This is a genomic window from Cryobacterium sp. 10I1 (assembly GCF_035019805.1).
GTDB lineage: Bacteria > Actinomycetota > Actinomycetes > Actinomycetales > Microbacteriaceae > Cryobacterium > Cryobacterium glucosi.
The window spans coordinates 1-22,709 of the sequence record NZ_JASJVF010000032.1 but is presented as its reverse complement, the minus strand read 5'-3'; the positions used below and the strand labels follow the sequence as shown (position 1 = coordinate 22,709).

General features: G+C 67.0%; 22 protein-coding genes and 1 pseudogene. 19 read left to right on the top strand and 4 right to left on the bottom strand.

Annotation, left to right across the window (positions count from 1 at the left end; all coding sequences use genetic code 11):
• Positions 1–354, top strand: a pseudogene (locus QN345_RS05215) (heavy metal translocating P-type ATPase); the annotation flags it as partial.
• A 14-nt stretch (positions 355–368) separates the two neighbouring features.
• On the top strand, positions 369–644 hold the full coding sequence (locus tag QN345_RS05210) for an SHOCT domain-containing protein (RefSeq protein ID WP_322136069.1): 276 nt from the start codon (positions 369–371) through the stop codon (positions 642–644).
• A gap of 121 nt (positions 645–765) precedes the next feature.
• On the opposite strand, the gene QN345_RS05205 is transcribed toward QN345_RS05210, so the two are convergent.
• Positions 766–1,572, bottom strand: coding sequence for a DeoR/GlpR family DNA-binding transcription regulator (locus QN345_RS05205; RefSeq protein ID WP_323508483.1), 807 nt, complete (start codon positions 1,570–1,572; stop codon positions 766–768).
• Positions 1,573–1,678: 106 nt separating this feature from the next.
• On the opposite strand from QN345_RS05205, the gene QN345_RS05200 reads away from it, so the two are divergent.
• From QN345_RS05200 to QN345_RS05180, 5 genes are all read left to right on the top strand, one after another.
• Positions 1,679–2,326: a bifunctional 4-hydroxy-2-oxoglutarate aldolase/2-dehydro-3-deoxy-phosphogluconate aldolase gene (locus QN345_RS05200; protein WP_134450248.1), complete on the top strand. Its 648-nt coding sequence runs from the start codon at positions 1,679–1,681 to the stop codon at positions 2,324–2,326.
• A 62-nt stretch (positions 2,327–2,388) separates the two neighbouring features.
• Positions 2,389–3,684 carry an MFS transporter gene (locus QN345_RS05195; protein WP_134450249.1) on the top strand — a complete coding sequence of 432 codons (1,296 nt, stop codon included), beginning with the start codon at positions 2,389–2,391 and terminating at the stop codon, positions 3,682–3,684.
• 91 nt (positions 3,685–3,775) lie between these two features.
• Positions 3,776–4,369 carry an ATP-binding protein gene (locus QN345_RS05190; RefSeq protein ID WP_322137330.1) on the top strand — a complete coding sequence of 198 codons (594 nt, stop codon included), beginning with the start codon at positions 3,776–3,778 and terminating at the stop codon, positions 4,367–4,369.
• Positions 4,370–4,433: 64 nt separating this feature from the next.
• Positions 4,434–6,122, top strand: coding sequence for a long-chain-fatty-acid--CoA ligase (locus QN345_RS05185; protein WP_322136067.1), 1,689 nt, complete (start codon positions 4,434–4,436; stop codon positions 6,120–6,122).
• Between the two features lie 72 nt (positions 6,123–6,194).
• Positions 6,195–6,818, top strand: a complete 624-nt coding sequence (locus tag QN345_RS05180) for a sugar O-acetyltransferase (protein ID WP_322136066.1) — start codon at positions 6,195–6,197, stop codon at positions 6,816–6,818.
• Positions 6,819–6,886: 68 nt separating this feature from the next.
• Here QN345_RS05180 and QN345_RS05175 read toward each other — a convergent pair whose 3' ends face one another.
• Positions 6,887–7,531 (bottom strand): YitT family protein, encoded by a 645-nt coding sequence (locus tag QN345_RS05175; protein ID WP_134450252.1) that lies wholly within the window; start codon positions 7,529–7,531, stop codon positions 6,887–6,889.
• 60 nt (positions 7,532–7,591) lie between these two features.
• Here QN345_RS05175 and QN345_RS05170 point away from each other — a divergent pair, with 60 nt between their 5' ends.
• From QN345_RS05170 to QN345_RS05140, 7 genes are all read left to right on the top strand, one after another.
• Positions 7,592–8,590: an LLM class flavin-dependent oxidoreductase gene (locus QN345_RS05170; RefSeq protein WP_322140753.1), complete on the top strand. Its 999-nt coding sequence runs from the start codon at positions 7,592–7,594 to the stop codon at positions 8,588–8,590.
• A 165-nt stretch (positions 8,591–8,755) separates the two neighbouring features.
• The gene (locus tag QN345_RS05165; protein WP_134450254.1) at positions 8,756–9,061 is read left to right on the top strand and encodes a hypothetical protein; all 306 of its coding nucleotides are present in this window, start codon (positions 8,756–8,758) and stop codon (positions 9,059–9,061) included.
• Between the two features lie 149 nt (positions 9,062–9,210).
• Positions 9,211–10,506: an MFS transporter gene (locus tag QN345_RS05160; RefSeq protein WP_370294748.1), complete on the top strand. Its 1,296-nt coding sequence runs from the start codon at positions 9,211–9,213 to the stop codon at positions 10,504–10,506.
• Between the two features lie 116 nt (positions 10,507–10,622).
• Complete coding sequence (locus QN345_RS05155) at positions 10,623–12,125, top strand: DUF3375 domain-containing protein (RefSeq protein WP_166787438.1); 1,503 nt, start codon at positions 10,623–10,625, stop codon at positions 12,123–12,125.
• Positions 12,118–12,924 carry a DUF4194 domain-containing protein gene (locus QN345_RS05150; RefSeq protein ID WP_134558507.1) on the top strand — a complete coding sequence of 269 codons (807 nt, stop codon included), beginning with the start codon at positions 12,118–12,120 and terminating at the stop codon, positions 12,922–12,924. Before QN345_RS05155 ends, QN345_RS05150 begins: the two co-directional genes overlap by 8 nt.
• Positions 12,921–16,313 carry an ATP-binding protein gene (locus QN345_RS05145; protein ID WP_322136064.1) on the top strand — a complete coding sequence of 1,131 codons (3,393 nt, stop codon included), beginning with the start codon at positions 12,921–12,923 and terminating at the stop codon, positions 16,311–16,313. Before QN345_RS05150 ends, QN345_RS05145 begins: the two co-directional genes overlap by 4 nt.
• On the top strand, positions 16,306–16,557 hold the full coding sequence (locus tag QN345_RS05140; RefSeq protein WP_134450258.1) for a hypothetical protein: 252 nt from the start codon (positions 16,306–16,308) through the stop codon (positions 16,555–16,557). Before QN345_RS05145 ends, QN345_RS05140 begins: the two co-directional genes overlap by 8 nt.
• A gap of 21 nt (positions 16,558–16,578) precedes the next feature.
• On the opposite strand, the gene QN345_RS05135 is transcribed toward QN345_RS05140, so the two are convergent.
• Both QN345_RS05135 and QN345_RS05130 read right to left on the bottom strand, forming a co-directional pair.
• On the bottom strand, positions 16,579–17,538 hold the full coding sequence (locus QN345_RS05135; RefSeq protein WP_134450259.1) for a 1-phosphofructokinase family hexose kinase: 960 nt from the start codon (positions 17,536–17,538) through the stop codon (positions 16,579–16,581).
• Positions 17,539–17,596: 58 nt separating this feature from the next.
• Positions 17,597–17,980, bottom strand: coding sequence for an SHOCT domain-containing protein (locus QN345_RS05130; protein ID WP_134450260.1), 384 nt, complete (start codon positions 17,978–17,980; stop codon positions 17,597–17,599).
• Positions 17,981–18,208: 228 nt separating this feature from the next.
• On the opposite strand from QN345_RS05130, the gene QN345_RS05125 reads away from it, so the two are divergent.
• The 5 genes from QN345_RS05125 to QN345_RS05105 form a co-directional block, all read left to right on the top strand.
• A complete protein-coding gene (locus QN345_RS05125; protein ID WP_134450261.1) occupies positions 18,209–18,472 on the top strand; it encodes a hypothetical protein in 264 nt (87 codons plus the stop codon).
• A 48-nt stretch (positions 18,473–18,520) separates the two neighbouring features.
• Positions 18,521–18,850: an SHOCT domain-containing protein gene (locus QN345_RS05120; protein WP_134561317.1), complete on the top strand. Its 330-nt coding sequence runs from the start codon at positions 18,521–18,523 to the stop codon at positions 18,848–18,850.
• A 127-nt stretch (positions 18,851–18,977) separates the two neighbouring features.
• On the top strand, positions 18,978–20,282 hold the full coding sequence (locus tag QN345_RS05115; RefSeq protein WP_134561316.1) for an LLM class flavin-dependent oxidoreductase: 1,305 nt from the start codon (positions 18,978–18,980) through the stop codon (positions 20,280–20,282).
• Positions 20,282–21,667, top strand: coding sequence for an NtaA/DmoA family FMN-dependent monooxygenase (locus tag QN345_RS05110; protein WP_322140754.1), 1,386 nt, complete (start codon positions 20,282–20,284; stop codon positions 21,665–21,667). Before QN345_RS05115 ends, QN345_RS05110 begins: the two co-directional genes overlap by 1 nt.
• Before the next feature lie 226 nt (positions 21,668–21,893).
• The coding region (locus tag QN345_RS05105) for a DUF222 domain-containing protein (protein WP_323508482.1) at positions 21,894–22,709 on the top strand (816 nt) is incomplete at its 3' end.

Below are 22,709 nucleotides of genomic sequence, written 5' to 3'. Positions count from 1 at the left end.
GCCACCGCCGACCTCGGCATCGCCATGGGCACCGGCACCGACGTCGCGATCGAGGCGAGCGACCTCACCCTCATCCGCAGCGACCTCGTCGCGGCAGCGGATGCCATCCGGCTGTCCCGGCGCACGCTCGCCACGATCAAGGCGAACCTGTTCTGGGCCTTCGCCTACAACGTGGCCGCGATCCCGCTCGCCATGCTCGGCCTGCTCAACCCCCTGATCGCCGGCGCCGCAATGGCGCTGTCCTCGGTCTTCGTGGTGAGCAACAGCCTCCGCCTCCGCGGTTTCCGCGGACTGACCCTGCCGGCCGCTGCCCCTCGTACCCCCACGGGTATGGCGAGTAGCGTGACGGTATAACGAAGGAGAACAGAATGATGTGGGGCAACGGGTACGGCATGGGATTCATGTGGTGGGTGTGGCCGGTCGGGCTGGTCCTGATCCTGGGCGTAGTCCTGCTCACCATCGTGACCATCCGGGTCTTCAGCAGCGGGAGCGGGACCCGTGCGGAAGGGCCGCAGGGCAACGTCCCTTCCGGGCCGGTTTCGACCAGACGCAGCGCAGCACGCCTCCTTCTGGACGAGCGCTTCGCGCGCGGCGAACTCGACGCCGAGGAGTACCGGCACCGCGTGCAGGTGCTCGGGGAGTAGTCGACTCAGGCTCAGGCTTCGCCGCCGCCGCGCCCGTTTCGGCAGACCTAAGCCGCCGTTTCGGGCGCGCCCAACTTTAGGGTCGTCCTTCGTGCTGACCTCGGCGGTCAGGAGCCCAGCGTCAGTCTTGCGCTGCTGAAAGCGAGTGCTCAACGGATGCAAGGTGGAGATTGACGCCCAGGCCTCTGATCTGATCCTGAGCGTCGACCGGAAGCTCCTCGTCGGTGACGATCGCATCGAGCCTTTCGAGCGGGGCGACCAGGAACTTCGAGACAGTGCAGAACTTGGTGCTGTCGGCCAGCAGGAAACACGCCGACGCGGCCTTGAGAGCCGCCAACTTGATCTCGACCTTGTCGAGCGAGGGAGTAGTGACGCCGCGGGGAAGGCTCCACGTTCCCGTACTCAGGAAGAACAGGTCGAGGTTGATCGAGGAGAGCGTCTGGGCGGCCAGACGCCCGCAACTCGAGCCGCTGGAGGCATCGACGAGGCCACCGGTGTGGATCGTCTCGATATTGGGGTAGTCGAACAAACTGGTCACGACGTAGAAGTCATTTGTCACGACGGTCACGTTCTTGCGCTCCCGGAGGAACGGGACAATGGATTGGCAGGTCGTACCGGCGTCCAGGAAGATGACCATTCCATCCTCGACGAAACCGGCGCCGAGTTCGGCGACGGCCTGTTTCCGGGGGAGTTCCAATTGCGCGCGAGAAACTCGCTCGCGCGGCGGCTCTCTGCTTGTCCAATCGGCGAGACGCACACCTCCCTGCACCGATGTGACGAGGCCGCTCTCCTCCAGGGCGGCAATGTCCCGGCGCACAGTCATGTGCGACACATTCAGGAGGTCGGTGAGGTTTCGGATACCGAGAACACCCTGGGCGCGCAGAACGCGAAGTATCTCCTGTTGGCGCTGCTCGGGGATCAGTGGCATAAGAGAGGCGCTCATGGTCCTGCCTTTCTGGTGGGTACACCCCTCAGCTTAACTTAATTTCACATATGTGTCACACGTTTGCACATTTGGGGTACTCTGTTAAACAATGTTAAAGAAATATGCAACTTTAGAAGCCATCGTCCAGACCGGCGCCGTCCTCATCGTGCGCCTCAATGATGCCGAGGAAGCGTTCGCAGTATCGGAGGCCGCCATCGCAGGCGGATTCCGCGCACTCGAGATCACACTTTCGGTGCCCGGAGCCCTGGGAGTAATCGAGAGACTGTCGGCGAAGTACGCGCACCAGGGCGTGGCAATCGGTGCCGGAACCGTGATCGACGCCGAGTCCGCATACGCGTCCATTTCCGCCGGTGCCCAGTTCCTGGTGAGCCCACAGCTCAACCCGAAGATGATCGCCCTCGCCAATCGATATCAGGCGGTGACGATCAGTGGCGCGTTCACCCCGACTGAGATCCTCGACACTCTCGAGGCCGGCGCAGACATCGTCAAACTCTTCCCTGCCGAGATCGCCGGACCTCAATATGTGCAAACGATCCTTGCGCCTCTGCCTCAGGCACCCATACTGCCTGCCGGCGGAGTCACCAAGGACAACGTCAAGGCCTGGTTCGACGCTGGTGTCACCGCAGTGGGCGTCGGGAGCTTCGTGACGAAAGCCGCCCAGGCCGATGGCGACTACTCGAAGGTCACCAGCGCCGCCGAAACCTTCCTTGCCGCGATCAGCGAAGCCCGCAAGTAACCCCCTCAATCACCAAGAAGGCCGACGATAATCGTTGGTCAGATCACAAAGGAGTGAACCCCATGACCAAGTTGTCTATGGAGGCTGATTCATCCGCACTGGTAGAACCGAAAAGCGTCAAGATCCGCTGGTTCTTCATCGCCCTGCTCGTTCTCGGTGGCATCGTCAATTACCTCGACCGGGGCACGCTCAGCATCGCGAACACCACTATCGCTGCGGAGTTCCACCTGAACGCCATCGAAATGGGACTTCTGCTCTCCGCATTCGCGTGGCCGTATGCCATTGCGAACCTGCCTGCCGGCTACCTCGTCGATAAGTTCGGTCCGAAGCGCATGTACGCATGGGCGGCGATCGCCTGGTCGGTTGTATCCATGGCCACTGCCCTGGCGAACTCGTTCACGTTCATCTACGTGATGCGAATGGCCCTGGGCATCTCGGAATCCCCGTTCTTCACGTCGGGACTGAAGGTCTCCGACCGCTGGTTCAACAAAACCGAGCGCGCCCTTCCCGTGTCGATTGTGAATACCGGCTCGCAGATCGCCAACGCGATCGCGCCGCCGCTGCTGACGTTCCTGCTCCTGACGATGAGCTGGCGAGGCATGTTCGTGATGGTCGGCGCACTCGGCATCGTGGTCGCCGCAATCTGGATCAAGATCTACCGTGACCCGACGGCAATGGAAGAGATCCGCATCAAGGGTGCGGCGCTCCACGAGGAGAACCACCCCAAGGACAAGCAGGTTGGTTGGGGCGACCTTCTCAAGCACCGCAACACCTGGTTCATGATCATCGGAGCCTTCGGTATCTTCTACACGGTCTGGGTCTACCTGACCTGGCTCCCGAGCTACCTGCAGACCGCGCGCGGGTTCAGCCTCAGCCAGACCGGCTGGCTCGCCGCGCTGCCCTTCCTCTGCGGCATCATCGGCGTCCTGGCCGGCGGTATCATCTCAGGAAAGGCCATCAAGAGGGGCATACCCACCATCAGGGCGCGCAAGATCCCGATCGTCGGTGGTGCCCTCCTGGCAGCCGTCGCGGTCCTGCCGGTCGCATACGTCGACAACACGCCGCTCGCGATCACTCTTCTCTGTATCGGGTACTTCGCAGCGCAGGTCCCCATCGGAGTCATCTGGACGCTGGCCGCCGACCTCGCAGAGAAGAACCAGGTGGCATCGCTCGGCGCCATCCAGAACTTCGGTGGATTCCTGGGCGCCGCACTGGCCCCCATCGTCACCGGCTACATCCTGAACGCGACCGGGGGCAACTACACCCTCGTATTCGTGATCGGTGGGATCATGCTGCTGGTCGGTGCACTCTCCTACGGGTTCTTCGTCAAGGACCGCCGCCCGCGCATCACCGCCTGACCGTCGCCCTGTGGGGGCCGGCCAAGCGCCGGGCCCCACAATCCAGGCCGATGAGCACATCAATTCACTGAAGAAGAGACAGTTGCAGACCATGAAGCCCAAAGTATTCTTTGTCGTCGGACCCGCAGGCTCCGGCAAATCGAGCGTGAGCAAATTCATCGCCCGACAGAACCACGCGGCGTACATCGACAAGGACACCGCGACAACCGGTTTCACCGAGCTCCTGCTGGAATTGCGTGGATTCGACAAGAACGAGCGAGACAACAACGAGTACTACCAGACGGTCATCATGCCGCTGGAGTACGAGACGATCCTCAAGCTCTGCCGCGACAACCTGGCCCTAGGGAACTCGGTGGTCCTCGACGCGCCGTTCGGCAAGTACTTTTCGAACGAAGACTTCCTCACCGAAGTGCATGCGAGGTATTACTGGCCAGAGGCCGAGAAGATCGTCGTTCACGTGCACGTGGACGGTGAAGAGATGCGGCAAAGGCTCATCAATCGGGGCTATCACCGCGACGAGTGGAAGTTGCACAACTGGGACGCATTCTGGGCCAAGGCGCAATCCGTGGACTGCGCCTGGAAGTCGGCCCACCACGTGGCGTTCAACAACAACGGCGACGGGATCGACACCACCGAATTCGATCGGGTGATCGAGGGCATCGACGCCGAGATGGCGAGGCTCTAGCGACCAAAGGCGGGGTGTGCCGTGTCGCGCGCGGCCGGGGAGCCGTTCGCGGGAGGATGGGAGCATGGCCAACACTGAGCAACAGCCCTGGGTAAAGAACTACCAACCGGGGGTTCCTGCCGAAATCGACCTTCCGACGGAGTCGCTCGTCGCCATGCTCGAACGGTCCGTCGCCGAGGCAGGCAGCCACCCGGCCCTCGAGTTCTTCGGACGGCGGACGACCTACACCGAGCTCGGTGAGCAGATCGACCGCGCGGCGGAGGGCCTCCGGCACCTCGGCGTCCGCGCCGGAGACCGGGTCGCGCTCCTGCTGCCGAACTGCCCCCAGCACGTCGTCGCGTTCTACGCGGTGCTGCGCCTCGGCGCGGTCGTGGTCGAGCACAACCCGCTCTACACCTCGCGGGAACTCCGCCACCAGTTCGAGGACCACCAGGCCCGCATCGTGATCGCCTGGGACAAGACGGTCGCGGCGATCCGCGCCTTCCCTGCCGACATCGAGATCGACCACATCGTCTCTGTCAACCTGCTGATGGCGTTCCCGACGATCAAGCGCCTGGCCCTGTACCTGCCGGTCAAGAGCCTGCGGGAGTCCCGCGAGGCCCTCACTGGTTCCGCGCCCGGCACGATCGCCTGGAAGGAACTACTCACGCACGGTCGCATCGACCCGGAGCACCCGCATCCGTCGGTCGACGACCTTGCCGCCATCCAGTACACCTCCGGCACCACGGGCCGTCCCAAGGGTGCGATGCTCACCCACTTCAACCTGTATTCGAACGCGCTCCAGGGCGAGGCGTGGATGCACGGAGCCGAGTATCGCAAGGAGATCTTCTACGCGATCCTGCCGATGTTCCACGCCTTCGGCATGACGCTCTACCTGACTTACGGCATCCGCAAGCAGGCGCTGCTCGTGCTGTTCCCGAAGTTCGAGCCCGGGCTGATCCTCGCCGCGATGAAGAAGTCGCCCGCGACCGTCTACTGCGCCGTTCCGCCCATCTACGAGCGCACCGCCCGGGCCGCGCAGGAACAGGGCGTCTCGCTGCGCTCCTGCAAATACTGCATCTCCGGCGCTATGAACCTGCCCGCGCACGTCGTCGAGCTCTGGGAATCGGTCTCCGGCGGCCTTCTTGTCGAGGGCTATGGGATGACCGAATCCTCCCCGGTCGCCCTCGGCAACCCGTTCTACTCCACCCGCCGTCCCGGAACTATCGGGGTGCCGTTCCCCTCGACCCTGATGAAGGTCGTCGATCTCGACGACCCGAGCATCGAAGTAGCCCAGGGGCAGCCGGGGGAGCTGTTACTCAAGGGTCCTCAGGTCTTTCAGGGGTACTGGAACAACCCGGACGAAACCAAGAAGGCGCTCTTGCCGGGCGGCTGGCTGCGCACCGGCGATATCGTCACCGTGGACGCCGACGGCTTCACGACAATCGTCGACCGGGCCAAGGAGCTCGTCATCACCGGCGGGTTCAACGTCTCACCCACCGAGGTGGAGACGGCGCTGCGGCTGCACGCGTCCATAAAGGACGCCGCGGTCTTCGGCAAGCCGCTCGAGCGCGGCGGGGAGATGGTCGTCGCAGCCGTGGAGCTCGAGCCCGGCGCGACGCTCGACCAGGAGGCCCTGCGCGCGCACTGCCGTGAACTGCTCGCCGCATACAAGATCCCGCGCCGCATCGTGCAGATCGACGACATGCCGCGGTCGATGCTCGGCAAGATCCTGCGCAGGCAGGTGCGCGAGCAGGTGCTGCCGCTGCTCTGAGGCGGATCGTACCCGCCACCCGTTTGTTGTTATCACAAACAAATACCCGGGATGCGGTTTAGGATTGTCCACGTGGACCTCACCGAACGACCGACCCCCGATCCCGACCGCTCCGAATTCGACAAGATGGTCGCGGGGGACTGGTACCGCTACCGGTCCGGCCCCGAGCTCGCCGAAATGACGAACAGCACCCAGCGCACCTGCCGTCGGATCACGGCCCTCTACGACGAGGACAGGGAGGCCGCATACGCGCTGCTGACGGGCATGCTCGGCACGGCGGGGGAGAACCTCGACTTCCGGCCGCCGATGTACCTCGACTACGGATCCCGCCTGCACATCGGCAGGGACACCTTCATCAACGGGGACTTCCTCACCCTGGGCGGCGGCGAGATCACGATCGGGAACAACGTGCTGATCGGGCCGAGCGCCCGCCTCTACACGCCGATCCACGCTCTCGACGTCGACGAGCGCCGCGCGGGCTACGAGCGCGTTCTGCCGATCCACATCGGCAACGACGTCTGGCTCGGCGGCAACGTCGTCGTATGCCCCGGGGTCACGATCGGTGACGGCAGCGTGATCGGTGCCGGGTCCGTCGTGACCAAGGACGTGCCGGCCGGGGTCATCGCCGTCGGCAACCCGGCCAGGGTCGTGCGCACGATCGGCGAGCCGGAGCAGGCCACGGGCGAAGGCGAATAGAGCCGCGCCTCGCCGAGTGGCCCGAGTGGCCCGGCAAGCCCGAGACCGCCCGCAGCGGATGCCGCGGCTCAGGTGCCGAGGTAGCGTCCCGGCCGGTGGTTGAGCGCGAGCACGAGGTTGAGCACGATCGCGCCCGCCGCCGAGAGGGCGACGTTCAGCGGTGCGACGACCGTGATCGCGGCGACGACGACGGTCACGTCGAACACCATCTGCACATACCCGGCACGCCAGCCGAGGCGCTCCTGCAGGAGCAGGGCGAGGATGTTGAACCCACCCAGGCTGGCCTTGTGGCGGAACAACACGATCAGCCCCACCCCGATCACGAGGTTGCCGAACAACACGCCGTAGACCGGATTGAGGTGCTCGATCCCGAGGGCGTACGGGTGCAGGGACGAGAACGCGGAGACGAGCGCGACCGCGATGACGGTGCGCAGCGTGAAGTTCCAGCCCTTCTTCCAGAGAGCGAGGGCGAAGAACGGCACGTTGATCGCGAAGAAGAACACACCGAACGGCACGGGAGCCGCGTAGCTCAGCAGGAGCGCGAGTCCCGCCGTGCCGCCGGTCACCGCCGCGCTCGCCTTGAGCAGGAACAGCCCGAACGACGCGAGGAGGGTGCCGGTGAGGATTCCGAGAACGTCCTCGACCGCCGAATGGCGCGGCGCGACATCCGTGTTGAGTGTTCTGGGCTCGACGGCCAGGGGAGATTTCGGCATTATGCAAGTCTGCACGATGGCACGGGTAACGTTTCGCACCCGTGCGTGGTTGTCCACGGTATGACTGTTGCCCTGTCCATTCTTGACCTCGCTCCGATTGCACCCGGGCAGACTGCCAGGGAGAGCTTCGCGGGAAGCGTCCGCCTTGCGCAGACCGCCGAGAAGCACGGCTATACCCGTGTCTGGTACGCCGAACACCACAACATGCCGACGATCGCGTCCTCGGCCACGAGCGTCCTCGTCGGCCATGTCGCGGGCCAGACGTCGACCATCCGGCTCGGCTCCGGCGGCGTGATGCTGCCCAACCACTCTCCGCTCACCATCGCCGAACAGTTCGGCACCCTCGCCGAGCTCTACCCTCGGCGGATCGACCTGGGCCTCGGCCGCGCCCCGGGCAGCGACCAGACCACCGCGCGGGCGATGCGTCGCGACCCCCGCGCCTCCGACCAGTTCCCCCAGGACGTGATGGAGCTCCAGGCCTACCTGCGCGGCGAGTCAATCGTGCCGGGGGTGCAGGCCATCCCCGGTGCCGGCACCAACGTGCCGCTCTACATCCTCGGCTCCTCGCTCTTCGGAGCAGGCCTGGCCGCGGCGCTCGGCCTGCCGTACGCCTTCGCCTCCCACTTCGCGCCGGACGCCCTGCACGAGGCCATCGCCCTGTACCGGCGCGACTTCAGGCCCTCGGCGCAGCTCGCCGAGCCGCACGTGATCGTCGGTGTGAACGTGATCGCCGCAGACGACCGGGCGGATGCCGTCCGACAGTTCGAGGAGACCCGGCGGAACCGGGTGCGCGGCATGCTCACGCGCGGTCCGGCGTCGCCGGAGTACACCGACCAGCAGGTCGACGCCTTCCTCATCACTGCGGAAGGGCGTCAGATCGCGAATATGATGCGCTACTCGGCCGTCGGCGATCCCGCAGACGTGCGGGTCTTCCTCGACGACTTCGTCGCCTCGACCCACGCCGACGAACTGATCATCGCGCACGCCTCGCGGGACATCGAGGCTCGGCTGCGCTCGGTCGAGCTGACCGCCGGAGCCATGAACGGCGTGACCGTCTGACCGATCCCGGCGCCTTGGATTCTTCGCATGGGAGGGTCCTCCTAAAAGGGGACTATCCGATTCCGGCAGGCGGTGGCGTTAATGTCAGCCACGAGTCGAGAGGTTCCATGAGCTGCCCGGGGTCACCGGTAGCCCCGGCCGACCGTCGTGAGAGCCGGAGATCCGATGTCGCACCCCGCAGTCCAAACCACCCGCCGCCGCACGCCAGCTGTCGCCTCCCTGTCGCTTCGCCTGATTTCCCGGGACGACGCGATCAGGACGATTCGCCTCGTCGTCGTGCGGTGCGAGGATGACAGCCTGCAGGAGATCCGGTTCCGCGACCAGGTGATCGGCTTCATCCGCCGGGACGAGCCGTTGTTCCGCGCGCTCAGCGGCACCCAGCTCGACGGGGCGTGTGAACGCGGACACTCCCTGCTCTGGGACAAGGCGGCGGCTCTCCTCGTCGACGCAAGCGGGCTGCTCCCCGCCTGACCGTGCATTCGGCGCGGGCGCGACCGGTCGTGGAGCGCGGGCGTCGCTGGGGAGCGTAGCGTGGAGCAGACCCGATCGATTTTCGATCGTGGGTAGACGCAGGGCATTTCTTGACTTCACCCGCGGATCTTTTCCCGCCCACCACTCCCATTCCGGTGAACGAAGGCCCCCGCCCGTGGCGCCAGACCCTCGACTCCCTGAGCGTTCCGAACTTCCGCCTGTTCACGGCGTCCAACGCGGTGGCCATGACCGGCACCTGGATGCAGCGCATCGCCCAGGACTGGCTCGTGCTGCAACTGACCGGCAGCGTCGCGGCCGTCGGGGTGACCGTCACGATGCAGTTCGCTCCGATGCTCGCCTTCGGCCTCTTCGGCGGCGTGATCGTCGACCGTTATTCGAAGCGGATGCTGCTCATGCTCACCCAGTCAGCGGCCGCCCTGCTCAGCGCTGTCCTCGCGGTGCTCACCCTCACCAACACCGTGCAGGTCTGGCAGGTCTGGGCGATCGCCTTCCTGGTCGGGCTCGTCACCGTGATCGACAACCCCACCCGTCAGGTCTTCGTGAACGAGATCGTCGGCCCGCGCTACCTCCGCAACGCGATCACGGTGAACTCGACGGTCTTCCAGCTCGGCGCGCTGATCGGGCCGGCCATCAGCGGTGCCCTGATCGTCGCGGTCGGGTCCGGCTGGTCCTTCGGCATCAACGCCGCCGCGTGCCTGCTGACCGTCCTCGCCCTGACCAGGCTCGACGCCTCCGCGCTGTACCGCACCCCGACGGCTCCGCGGCAGAAGGGGCAGCTCATCGAGGGCCTGCGCTATGTCGTCTCGAAGCCGACCATCCTCTGGCCGATCGTGATGCTCGCCTTCCTCTCCGTCTTCTCCCTCAACATGCCCGTGCTCCTGGCCGCATACGCCGACCACGTCTACAAGGTGGGCGCAGGCGGCTACGGCCTGTTCAACACCCTGATCGCCGTCGGCGCGGTCGCGGGTGCGCTTGCCTCGACACGTCGGGCCAACATCCGCTTGCGGACGGTCATCGTCAGCGGCGGAGTCTGGGCCCTGATCCAGGCGAGTTCCGGCCTGATGCCCACCGAGATCAGCTTCGGGGCCGCCCTCATCGTCACGGGCATCGCGAACCAGTTCTTCTTCACCGCGGGCAACCCACTCGTGCAGATGTCGTCCAACGTGCGGGTGCGCGGGCGGGTCATGTCGGTCTGGGTGCTCGTGCTGCTCGGCGGCCAGGCAATCGGAGGACCCCTGATGGGCTGGATCGTCGAGTCCTTCGGCCCGGACACCGGGATGCTCGTGTCCGGCCTCGTGCCCGCGCTCGCCGCGGTGGTCATCGCCCTGATCCTCGCGCACCGGAACGAGCTGCACCTGACGGTGCGCCTCCGCCGACGCGGGCGCCCGGGAGAGCACTGGGGCGGCTCGAACCTAAGCTCCTGACCGGCCCCCGTGCCCGTCCCGTTCCTGCCCAGCGCCAGCCCGTGCGACCGGACCCTGGACAGAATCGAATCTCGCGCCCGTTACGGTTGAAGGGGTCCGGGAAGGGAACTACCACTGTGAGCGAAATTGCGGGTGAACTGGCGCGCGTGCGCGAAGCCTTCGACAAACCCACCCTGCGCTTGCTCGATCGCAAGTGGGCGCCGTTTGTCCTCGCCGTCTTCAAGTCGGCGTTCAGCCGTGACCGGCGGAGCGTTCAGGCCGACCGCCTGCACTCGCAGGTCGACGCCTACCTCGCCGACCTCCGGTCCGTCGGGAGCGAGGTGCCGGGCAAGAACGGCCGCGCCCTCTGCGTCCAGTGGATGAATGACCTCTGGCTCTACCGCGAGACCGGGGAGGGCGGTGAGGAGCAGTACTCCCTCACCTCGCACGCCCTCGAGGCACTCCTCCTCGTCGACAGCCTCTCCCAGGACCGCGCCCTGATCAGCGAGTCCCGCCTCACGACCATCGTCGACAGCGTCCGCCACCGCGCCACCCAGGCCACCCCCGACCGGGAAGCGCGGATCCGCCGTCTCGACCAGGAGATCGCCGAGAAGACCGCGGAGCGCGACCGACTCCAGGGCGGCGGCGAGATCGCCACCGCGACCGACGAACAGATGCACGAAGGCTACGCGAACCTCGTCGACCTGATCATGCAGCTGCCGAGCGACTTCAAACGCGTCGAGGAATCCGTCGCGGCCATGCACCGCCAGATCGTGAGCGACTTCCGCGGCGAGGAACGCCCCATCGGCGAGGTCCTCGACGAATACCTCGCCAAGACCGATGCCCTGATGTCGGCGACCGCGGAAGGTCGCGCCTTCGAGGGCGCCTTCACTCTGCTGCGCGACGACGCACTCCTCTCCGACGTCAAGAACGACCTCGAGGCGATCCTCGACCATCCCTTCGCCGCCCGGCTGACCACCGCGGAGCGACGCACCTTCCTCGGCACCGTCGGGCTGATCCGCAAAGGCATCGACGACGTGCTGACCCAGCGGAACGGCCTCACGACCACTCTCCGCGAGCACATTGTGAACCACGACGTCGTCAAGGACCGCGAACTCGAGCGCCTCCTGCGGGAGATCAACAAGGAACTCGCGGTCTGGATGGAGACCGCCGGACCCCGGTCGACGGTCACGGCAGAACTCATGCCCGGCATTCTCGACGTCGAGCACCTCCGCGAACGGTTCTACGATCCGCTGAACCACAGGCCGCCGCCGGACCTCGAGGACGTGTCCGAGTACGCCCCCGAACCGCCGAGCCTCGACGAGATGCGCAGGCAGGGCGGCCCGATGCTCGAACGGATGCGTGACGCCCTCGTGACGTTCCGCGGAACGGGAGACGCGGCATCCGTCGGTGCGGCGTTCAACGGCCTCGAACCGGCGTTGCGGCGCCCGGTCGAGATTCTCGGCATGCTGCAGATCGCGACCCAGGTCGACGCGCTCGGCCGCGCGCACCAGGTCGAGAGCTTCGAGACCGTCCGGCCCGACGGCAGCCGGCGCACCTTCTCGGTTCCCCGCATCATCCTGAACGACGACGAAACGGCGGCCCTGGCCGCCCTGAACTATGGATCCGATCATGACTGACGAGTGGACAGACGACCAGGACGACCAGGACGGCCGCGACGACCTCGACCGCGACGACGACGGCCTGGACGGTGACGCCGGCGCAGGGATCGACGCCGCCATCGACGACGAGCCCGCGAGCTTCTCCCTCTTCGAGGGCGACGAGGGCGGCCTCACCGTGGAACAGCGCCGCACCCTGGTGCTCCTGATGAAGCACCGCTACGTGTCAGCAGCGCTTCAGCCCGCGGAATGGCGCACCCTGCTCGACTCGCAGCGGCTGCTCAAGTCGCGCCTCAACGACATGTTCCTCGACCTGCACATCGACCTGCACTACCAGGTCGCGTTCAAACGGCAGGCCGTCTCGGAGGCGGGAGACCGGTTCCCGACCCTTCTGCACGACGTCGCATACACGCGCGAGGAAACGATCCTGCTCGTGCTGCTGCGCCAGCGGTTCCGCAGCGAACGCGCAAACGGCCAGGACATCGTGCTCGTCGACCGCGACAATCTCGTGGAGAATGTGGCGCACTTCCGCCCCGAGTTCTCGATGGACCGGTACGGCGACGCCCGCAAGGCGAGCGCCGCCGTCGACAGCCTCGCCAAGGCGCGGGTGCTGCTCAAGACGAGCGATCCGGACCGATTCCGCATCTCGGCCGTGATCGAAGTTCTGCTTCCGCTCGAACGGCTCGCCGAACTGCACGAATGGCTCGTCGAGCAGAACGCAGCCGGTGCGCCCGCCGCGGTCGTGCCCGCACCCGGGCTCCCCGACAAGGGTGCGCTTGATCCGGGCGACCGCGACCCCGAACTGGAGGCGATCTCATGAGCGATTCCCCACTCTTCTACATCGACGGATCCACTGAGGGCACGACGCAGTGGCGCGCCGAACTGTTCCAGATGGTCAACTGGGGCGGCTTCCAGGGCCACCACGAGATCACCTTCGCCCCCTCGGCGACCCTGCTCTCCGGGGCATCCGGAACCGGCAAGAGCAGCCTCCTCGACGCCTACCTCGCGCTGATGATGCCCTCGGACACACCGTTCAACGGTGCGTCCAACGACGCGGGGTCCGGCAGGGCACGGAGCCTCGACCAGCGCAACCTGATGACCTACCTCAGGGGCAAGACCGACTCCAACCGTGAGGCCGGCACAGGGGAGATGCAGGACCAGGTCCTCCGCGGCGCGCACGACGCGACCTGGGGCGCGGTCGCGATGACCTTCGTCGACGACAACGGCCGCCGGTTCACGGTGCTGCGCGCCTATTTCGTGCCACGGGGCGCGACCAAATTCGCCGACATCACCATGAAGATGGCCACCCAGGACGGCCTCCTCGACCTGCGTGACCTCGCCGACGTCACCGAGGCGCGCTTCGACAAGCGGGCGCTCCGGACCCGGTTCCCCGAACTGGATGTCTTCGACACCTACGCGGCATTCGCCCAGACCCTCTACACCCGGCTCGGAATCGGCGCCAACGGCGAGGGCGGCAAGGCGCTGCGGCTCCTCGCGCGGATCCAGGCCGGACAGCAGGTCAAGACGGTCGACGGGCTCTACAAGTCGATGGTCCTCGAAGAGCCGGCCACCTATGCGGCGGCAGACAAGGCCGTCGATCATTTCGAGGACCTCGAGAGGTCCTACGGGGCCATGCTGACCGAGGCCCAGAAGGCGAAGGTCCTCGAACGAATTCCCGACCTGCACCGGGAGTACGAGACAGCTGCGGAGAAGGCCGACCTGATCGACACCTTCGGGGTCCATCGCACCGGCGACACCCCGTTCGTGCTCTGGCAGCTCCTCACCGAGCAGGGACTGCTCGAGGGTGCCGCAGACACCAATCGCATCGGCCGCCGGGACAACCAGGTCGAGCTCACCCGGGCCAGGAACGCCGAGACCGAGCTCAAGTCCCGCGTCGCCGAGGTGCAGCACCAGCAGCGTGACAACGGCGGCGACGTCCTCGTCAGCCTGCAGAACGAGATCGGCCAGCTCCGGGACCAGCGCGACGACGTAGCGGCTGAGCGTGCGAAGTTCGACGACCGCACCGCCGTCCTCGCCCCGGCGATCGTCTCGCCGGCCGAATTCACCCTCGCGCAGAACGACGCGGAACGCTTCCTCGCCGGGTTTTCCGGGGCCGAGCGTGACCTCGAGGCCGAGCGCACGACCCTGCAACGGAACGCCTTCCCCGTCGAGGAACAGCTCAGGACCCTGGGCCAGGAGCACGACTTCCTCGCGGGCCGCGAGAACCTGATTCCCCAGCACCTGCACAATGCCCGGGTGATGATCGCGGAGGCCGCGGGGATCCCCGCGGACGAGTTGCCCTTCGTCGCCGAACTCGTCGACCTCGCCGCCGGCGAGGAATCCTGGCGCCAGGCCGCCGAAGTCACCCTGTCGTCCGTCGTGCGCGTCATGCTCGTCGACGAGACGCGGTTGCGCGCCCTCAGCGCGGCCATCGAACCGATTCAGATCCCGGTGCGCATCCACTTCGAGGGCGTCGCACTCCGGGCGCACCGACCTCGTACCGGCGACCCCCGCTACGTGTCCGGCAAGCTCGTCTATCAGGATTCACCCTTCAGCGGCTGGGTCCAGGACCGGGTCAGCGCACCGAGCCTCGACGCGCTCTGCGTGGCCGAGGCCACCGACCTGGCCGGCGACGGCCCGCGGGTCACCCCGAGCGGCCAGACCCGAAACGGCAAGCGCGGGGCACACGGCTGGAACAAGGGCCAGGCGCCGATCGTCGGCTTCTCGAACGCCGGTCGACTCGCCGAGATCGTGGCCGAACGCGCCGAACTGGCCGGCGCGGCCGAGGCACTCTCCCGTGACGCCGCCGAAGTGGGGAACCGCATCGCCGACCTCCGCAGCAGGCGAAGCGCCCACCAGTACGTCGTGGACACCACCTGGCTGTCGATCGATGTGGCCGGCGCCGAGGCCAGGATCGCCGAGAAGGAAGCCGAATCGGAGCGCGTCCTCGCGGGCAGCGACATCCTCCGCGCCCTCAAAGCCGAGGAAGGACGCTTCTCCTCCGAACTCGAGGCCGCCCAGAAGCTCAAACACGCGGCCGATGGGACCGCCGAGCGTCTTGCCGCCGAACAGGCGCGGATCGTCGACCGTCAGGACGCCGTCTCCGGCATGCTCGACCGGATCGAACGTGACCAGGCGGCCACCCTCTCCGAGGAGCACTTCGCGCACCTGACCGACCAGTTCGCCCTCGTCGGAGACCAGGGCGACCTCGCCGCACTCGAGGGCGGCGTCCGACGGCTGCGCGAGCGCCTCACCGAGCAGTCCGCGCACGACAGGGAGAACGCCACGAGCGCCCGGGATTCACTGGTCCGCATCTTCGAGACGTTCCAGGGCAGGTGGCCAGACCCGAACATCGGCACCTCGCTCGAGTCGTACACGAGCTACCGGGACATCCTCGACGCCGTCTACACGCTCGGCCTGCACGAGCGGCGCCAGGAATGGAAGCGACGGCTGTCGGCGTGGAGCGGACAAGACCTCGTGCCTCTCACCGCGGCGTTCAACACTGCCATCGAGGAGATCGAGGACCGGCTCAGACCGATCAACGAGATCCTTGCAACCCTGCCGTTCGGGGCCGGCCGCGATCGACTGAAGATCGCACTGCGCCGCCTGCACCGCGACGACGCCACCGCGTTCCGCAAGGAGCTCAAGGTCCTCGCGTCCGGAGCGACCGAGGACTTCACCGACGAGGAAACCGAGGCCCGGTTCACCCGTCTCCACAATTTCATGGCCCAGATTCGCCGGCCGGAACCAGGGACGCGCACGGAGTCGCAGCGGGACCTGCTCCTCGACGTGCGCAAGCACGTGGAGATCACCGCGGTACGGTCGACGCCCGACGGCGTCGAGGTGAGCACATACTCCTCGCTCGGCGGCAAGAGCGGTGGAGAGTCCCAGGAACTCGTGGCGTTCGTCGTCGGGGCCGCGCTGCGCTTCCAGCTCGGCGACGAGAGCCGCACCCGCCCGCGGTTCGCACCGGTCTTCCTCGACGAGGGTTTCGTGAAATCGGACTCCGAGTTCGCCGGCCGTGCTGTGGCCGCGTGGAAGGGACTCGGCTTCCAGCTCATCGTGGGGTCGCCGCTCGACAAGGTCACCGCCCTCGAACCGCACATGGAACTCGTGCTCTCGATGACCAAGAACACCAGCACCGGCTACTCGTACATCACCCCGCTGTCGTCCCCAAATCCGGTCCCGGTAAGCTCGAACCATGGATGAAGAACAGACTGTACCGACCACCTATGTGCTGCCGAACAAGGAATTCCTCGAGATCGCCGATGGCGACACTCTTCCGGAAATCGGCGACGGGATCTACACCGGTGGCGTGGCCTACCGCGTCACCGACCTGTGGTTCATCGACGACGACGACGCGCCGTTGCCCTACGGCTTCAACGTGTTCCTCACGGAAGCACCCAAGAACGGCAACACTCTCCGCGAGTTCGACCCGATCTTCTTCGCGTAGGCCGTCTGCCGCCGCGCCGGCTCAGGCCCGCGCGGCGAGCTCGGCCTCGAGTCGTTCGACGTCCTCGCGGTGGCACAGTTCGGTTGCGGGTGTCGAGGCCGTTGCACTCCCGGCGGCGACTCCCGCACGGAAGGCCTCCTCGACGGTTCTGCCCTGGGCGAGGCGCAGCACGAAGGCGCCGAGAAAGCTGTCGCCGGCCCCGACGGTGCTGATCACGGTCACCTTCGGAACCTCAGAGCGGATGACCCCGGTCTTCGATGCAAGCAGGGCGCCCTCTCCGCCGAGGGTGAGCGCCACGTACTCTGCTGCGCCGCTGGCGACGAGCGCCGACGCGGCCTCCGCCTGGCTCTCCGGAGTCTCGAGCTTCACGCCGGCGTGAGCCTCGAGTTCGCGGAGGCTGGGCTTGACCAGGAAGACCCCTTCCGCGAGCGCTCCGCTGAGGGCCGGACCGGAGGCATCCACGATGCACCGCGCTCCATTGGTTCTGGCCAGGCGGGCGACCCGTGCGTAGAAGTCGTCGGGGACTCCCGGGGGCAGGCTGCCGCTCGCGATGACATATCCGCCGCGGGGCATCGACGCGGCGAGGGTGTCGAGGCACGTGGTCCACTCGGCCTCGGACAACTCGGGTCCCTGGAGCACGAAGCGGAACTGCTTGCCGGTATCGGTTTCGTCGACGGTGAAGCTCTGGCGCGTGCTTTCCTTGATCGGCACCAGAACGGTGGGGAGTCCTTCCGCTGCGATGAGCTGGCGATAGGCCTCTCCCGTTGGCCCGCCTGCCGCATACAGGGACAGAGCGGTGCCGCCGAGGCGACGGATGACCCTGGCCACGTTCACGCCGCCGCCCCCCGGGTCGATGCGCGTGCTCCCGCACCGGAGCTTGTGCTCCCCGGTCACATGGGCCGTCGAGGTGCTGACGTCGAGGGCGGGATTAATGGTGAGGGTCAAAATCGGTGGTGCATTCACGAGGCTCGAGGCGTCCATCTGCCCAGTCTAGAAGCCGCTACCGGAAGCGCTGGAGGCTCACGCCCTTCGCAGCGCGCTACCTGAGCGCCTTGGCCTTGAGCGCCTCGAACTCCGTGGCCGTGATCGAGCCGCTGTCGAAGAGTTCTTTCGCCTTCGCGATTTCCGCGGAGGGGCTGGCGGACGAGGCGACGGACCTCACGTAGTCATCCGTATATGCCTGCGCCTGCTGCACGCGTTCCGCCTGTCGTCTTGCCATGTCCGGGCCGCGGGCGATCAGGTAGACCAGGGCCGTCAGGAAGGGAACGAAAACGAGGAAGATCAGCCAGACGGCCTTGGCCAAACCGGTGAGCTTGTGATCCCGGAAAATGTCGCCGACGATCGAGAACAACACCATGAGATACGCGATGAACGCGAAACTCCAAAAGAAGAACCACACGACGTCCCAGAAATTCGCAAACATGAACTGCTCCTTGCCTCAGGTGCTCTTCTGTGTCCTTGCGATGCCAGGGGTTCTTGCGGTTCCAGGCCGGGTGGAACAGGCAGGGCGAACCGAGCACGAGATCCGCTCCAGTGCCGGGCTATCTCGCCGGCAGCCCGACCATAGCGCGACCAGAGTCCGCCGGAAAGGTCTCCTTTCGCGGGCACCTTGATGCCCGCATCGGACCGGATTAGTGTCCCCAGTGTCCTGATGGAGCGTCTCGACGACGAGGTCGTGACGACGAGCGAGGAGAGACCGTGCCGACTCTCCGACGACGATGTTGACGAGCTGTCGACGGACCTCGAGAACAACAGCTCGGCGGCCATCCTGGTCTTCGAACACACCTGGTTCAGGCCGCTGCGCGATGCGATCCTGGACTCCGGAGGAGTCCTTCTCGAAGACGTGCACGTACCCGAATCCGTCGTGGACGAGGTGCTGATGGCGCTGGAAGAACCCGGGGCCGACACCGACTGACCCCAACAGGCCACGCAACACATTTCGGAACACGACGAAAGGAACACCATGATGCGTCGAGGTGGGCGACCCGGGCTGATGGGGACGATGGCACGCACCGCGGTCATCGCAGGCACGGCGACCGCAGTTTCCGGCGGAGTGAGCCGTCGGCAACAGGCCAGGGCCCAATCCGCAGCCGACCAGCAGGCTGTCCAGCAACAACCGCAACAGCCGCAGTACGCTCCACCACCGCAGGAGTATGCGCAGGCGCCGCAACCGGCAGTCGCCGCCGACGACAGCCTGTCCGCCCAGATCGAACGGCTCGCGACCCTCAAGACGGCCGGCGTGATCACCGACGCGGAGTTCTCGGCGGCGAAGGCAAAACTCCTCGGCATCTGACAATTGTTACCGCAGGTTTCACGCATGACTTTGTGTGACCTGCCTGCGGCCTGGCGGAACAGTGCCGTGCATATCGTGGGTGTCCGCGCAGACGACCGTGTCTCGCGCAGAGAAAAGGACACTCCCGATGACATCGTCGCTGTACCTGGGAATCGCACTCGACGGCGCCGGCTGGCACCCGTCGGCCTGGCGCGAGCCGGACGCCCGCCCCGCAGACCTGTTCCACCTCGACTACTGGGTCGCCCTCGTGCGTGCCGCCGAGGCTGCCGGCATCGACCTGGTCACGATCGAGGATTCCTTCGGCCTCCAGAGCTCGGGCTTCGGCGGAATCGACCCCCGCCGCGACGAGGTGCGCGGTCGACTCGACGCGCTTCTGCTCGCGACATCGATTGCGCCGCACACGAGCACGATCGGCCTCGTGCCGACGATCACCACGACGCACACGGAACCGTTCCACGTGGCAACGGGGGTGCAGACCCTCGACTACGTGAGCGAAGGCCGGGCCGGCTGGCGCGTGCAGGTCTCCGGGCGTGCCCATGAGGCCGCGCACGTCGGACGCCGCACGCTGCCCGCCCTCGACCCAGCCCTCGTCGTCCTGGGCGCAGACCCGGCCCAGACCGCCCTGATCGAGGACCTCTTCGGCGAGGCGCGCGACACCGTCGAGGTCGCCCGGCGGCTCTGGGACAGCTGGGAGGACGACGCCGTGATCCGCGATGTGGAGACGGGCCGGTTCGTCGACCGCGACAAGCTGCACTACATCGACTTCGAGGGCGACCGGTTCACCGTCAAGGGGCCCTCGATCACCCCGCGCCCGCCGCAGGGCCAGCCGCTCGTCTACGCGCTCGCCCACCAGAAGGTCCCGTACGAACTCGCCGTGGCCGGCGCCGACATCGTCGGCGTTACCCCGCACGACGACGCGCACCTCGAGGCCATCCTTGGGCAGCTCGAGACGGCGGCCCACGACGTGTCGCGCGGGGCAGACGAACCCCTGCGGGTCTGGACCGAGATCTCGGTCCTGATCGCGGAGACGGCGGATGCGGCCCAGGCGACCCTTGCCCGGCTCAACGCCACCCACGGGGAACCCTGGACCTCCGACACGCTCATCCTCGCCGACACCGCCGAAGCCGTCGCCACCCAGCTCCTGCACTGGCACAAGCTCGGCATCGACGGCGTTCGGCTGCGCCCGGCACGGCTTCCGGAAGACCTCTCGGCGATCACCGAGAGCGTCGTTCCGCTACTGCGTTCCGCGGGTGTCCTCGACCGGCCCGACGGGGTGGCCACGCTCCGCGCCCGGCTCGGATTCGGTCGCCCGGAGAGCCGCTACGCGACCCCTGCCGACGCCGACGCTCGCGGCACCGCTACGGCAGACACCGAAGGCGACCCCGCCGCAGACTCCACCTTCGAACTCGACCTGACCGGAAGCATCCGCTGATGACCACGACCGCCAGCACGACCGTCCACCCGATCGCCCAGGATCCCGCCGGGCGTCCGATTCGGCAGGTGCACCTCGCCGCGCACTTCCCCGGGGTGAACAACACCTCGGTCTGGAGCGACGGCAAGGCCGAGAGCCAGATCGCGTTCTCCTCCTTCCGGCACTTCGCGCAGAATGCCGAGCGCGGCAAGTTCGACTTCCTCTTCCTCGCCGAGGGGCTCAGGCTGCGGGAACAGAAGGGGCTCATCCATGACCTCGACGTCGTGGGTCGACCCAACACCCTCGCGATCCTGGCCGGGATCGCCGCCGTGACCGAACACATCGGCCTCGTCGGCACCCTCAGCTCGACCTTCAACGAACCGTACGAACTCGCCAGGCAGCTCGCGAGTCTCGACCTGCTGAGCGGGGGGCGGGCCGGCTGGAACATCGTCACGACCTCCGACGCCTTCCACGGCGAGAACTTCCGTCGCGGCGGCTTCCTCGACCCGAAGGACCGCTACGTGCGCGCCGAGGAGTTCGTCGCCGTCGCGCGCGCACTGTGGGATGGCTGGGCGCCCGGGGCCCTCGCCGCGAACAAGGACACGGGGGAGTTCCTCTCCGCCGATGCGCTCACGGCGGTCGACCACCACGGCCAGCAGTTCGACGTGAAGGGCTTCGGTACCCTCCCGCGCAGCCCACAGGGCCACCCGGTGATCGTGCAGGCCGGAGACTCTGCCGACGGCCGTGATTTCGCGTCGGCGAACGCGGAAGTGATCTTCTCCCTGCACTCCGAATTCGAGGACGGCCAGCGGTTCTTCCGCGATGTGAAGGGCCGCCTTCCGGCCGTCGGCCGCCACCCCGACTCCCTCAAGATTCTGCCGGCGGCGACCTTCATCCTCGGCGACACCGCGGCCGAAGCGCGGGAACGCTCCCGCGAAGTAGCGCTCCTGCAGGTGAGCCCGCAGACCGCGATCTCGTTCCTCGAGCAGCTCTGGGGCACCGACCTGGGCGGCTACGACCCGGATGGCCCACTGCCGGAGACCGACCCCGTCCTCGCCGACGAGGGCGTCACCCGCGGCCGGGTGCGCCATGTCGCGGACCCGGTTGCGGTCGCGAAGTCCTGGCGCGGCCTTGCTGAGGCCGAAGGGCTGAGCATCCGCGACCTGGTCATCCGCTTCGCCGCGAAGCACACCTTCGTCGGCACGCCGGTGCACGTCGCCGAGCAGATCAACCGGCACGTTCAGGAGGAAGCTTCAGACGGCTTCGTCATCGTCGGCCACACGAATCCGACGGGCCTCGACGAGTTCGTCGACCGGGTCATCCCGGAGCTTCAGGAGCGCGGCGTCTACCGCACCGAGTATGAAGCCGGCGCGACCCTGCGCGAGACGCTGGGCCTCACTCAGTAGCCCCAGGAGATTCGGGCAGCGGTGGTTGCAAATTCAGGAGATTGTTTGGGCCGGGCGGGATCGGCAGCACTGGTCCGCGGGCCGGTGCTGCTCGCCCGGGCGGATCTCCTGAGTTAGCCACCACGGGGTCGGAGCACTCGTTCTCAGGTATGAAAGTTGGGCTGAAAGGCCCAAAATTATGTGAGTAAGTCTCGCATTCGTGTTCGATTCGGGGTAGAATCGGGGTATGGCAGGAGCTTCCGATCCCCAGTCACACACCCCGCAGTCACCCGGTTCCGGGGCTGCGGGGCACCAGCCCACCGCAGCGGGCGACCAGCTGGCCCCATCGGCGGAGTCGGCCCATCCGGTTGCGGTTGCCGAGGGTTTCGAGGGCGCGGAGGGTCTGGCCGGTTCGGTGCCGTCGGTGCATGCGGATGCTGTCGCAAGGCTCGCCGGAGCCCGGGCGGCTCTCGCGGAGGCTCTGGCTGCGATTCCGGTGGGGTTGCTCAGTGATGCGGAAGCGGTCACTGCTCTGAAGGAAGTGGAGGCCATCGGGCGCACGGTGGACGCGGCCCGGGTGAACACGGCGACGGATGCGGACCGGCGGGCCCGGGTCCTCGGCCGCGAAGGTCTGGCCTGGCGGATGGGCTGCACGGGCCCGTGGGATGTCCTCACCCGGGTGACACGGGTCTCGGCCCGGGAGGTCAAACGCCGCACGAAGCTCGGCGACGCGGTGTTGCCGCGGCCGTGCGGCGGGAGCAGCTGGTTACCGCCCTTGTTCCCGACGGTCGGGGCCGCCCTGGCGGCGGGGCAGATCGGGGTGGAGACGGCGGAGTTGATCGTGGCCGGGCTGCAGGTGATCAGTCACCGGGTGGCGCCGGATGACCTGTTGACGGCGGAGCGGGCCCTGGTCGCCTCTGCGGCCGGGCTGATCACCCCGGAGACCGAGGATTTGGCCGGGGCCGGTGTGCCGGTGACCACGGACCTGATCCGGGGCATGGTCGCGCAGTGGCAGGCGGCCCTGGACCCCGACGGGGTCCTCCCGACCGAGGACCTGTTCGAG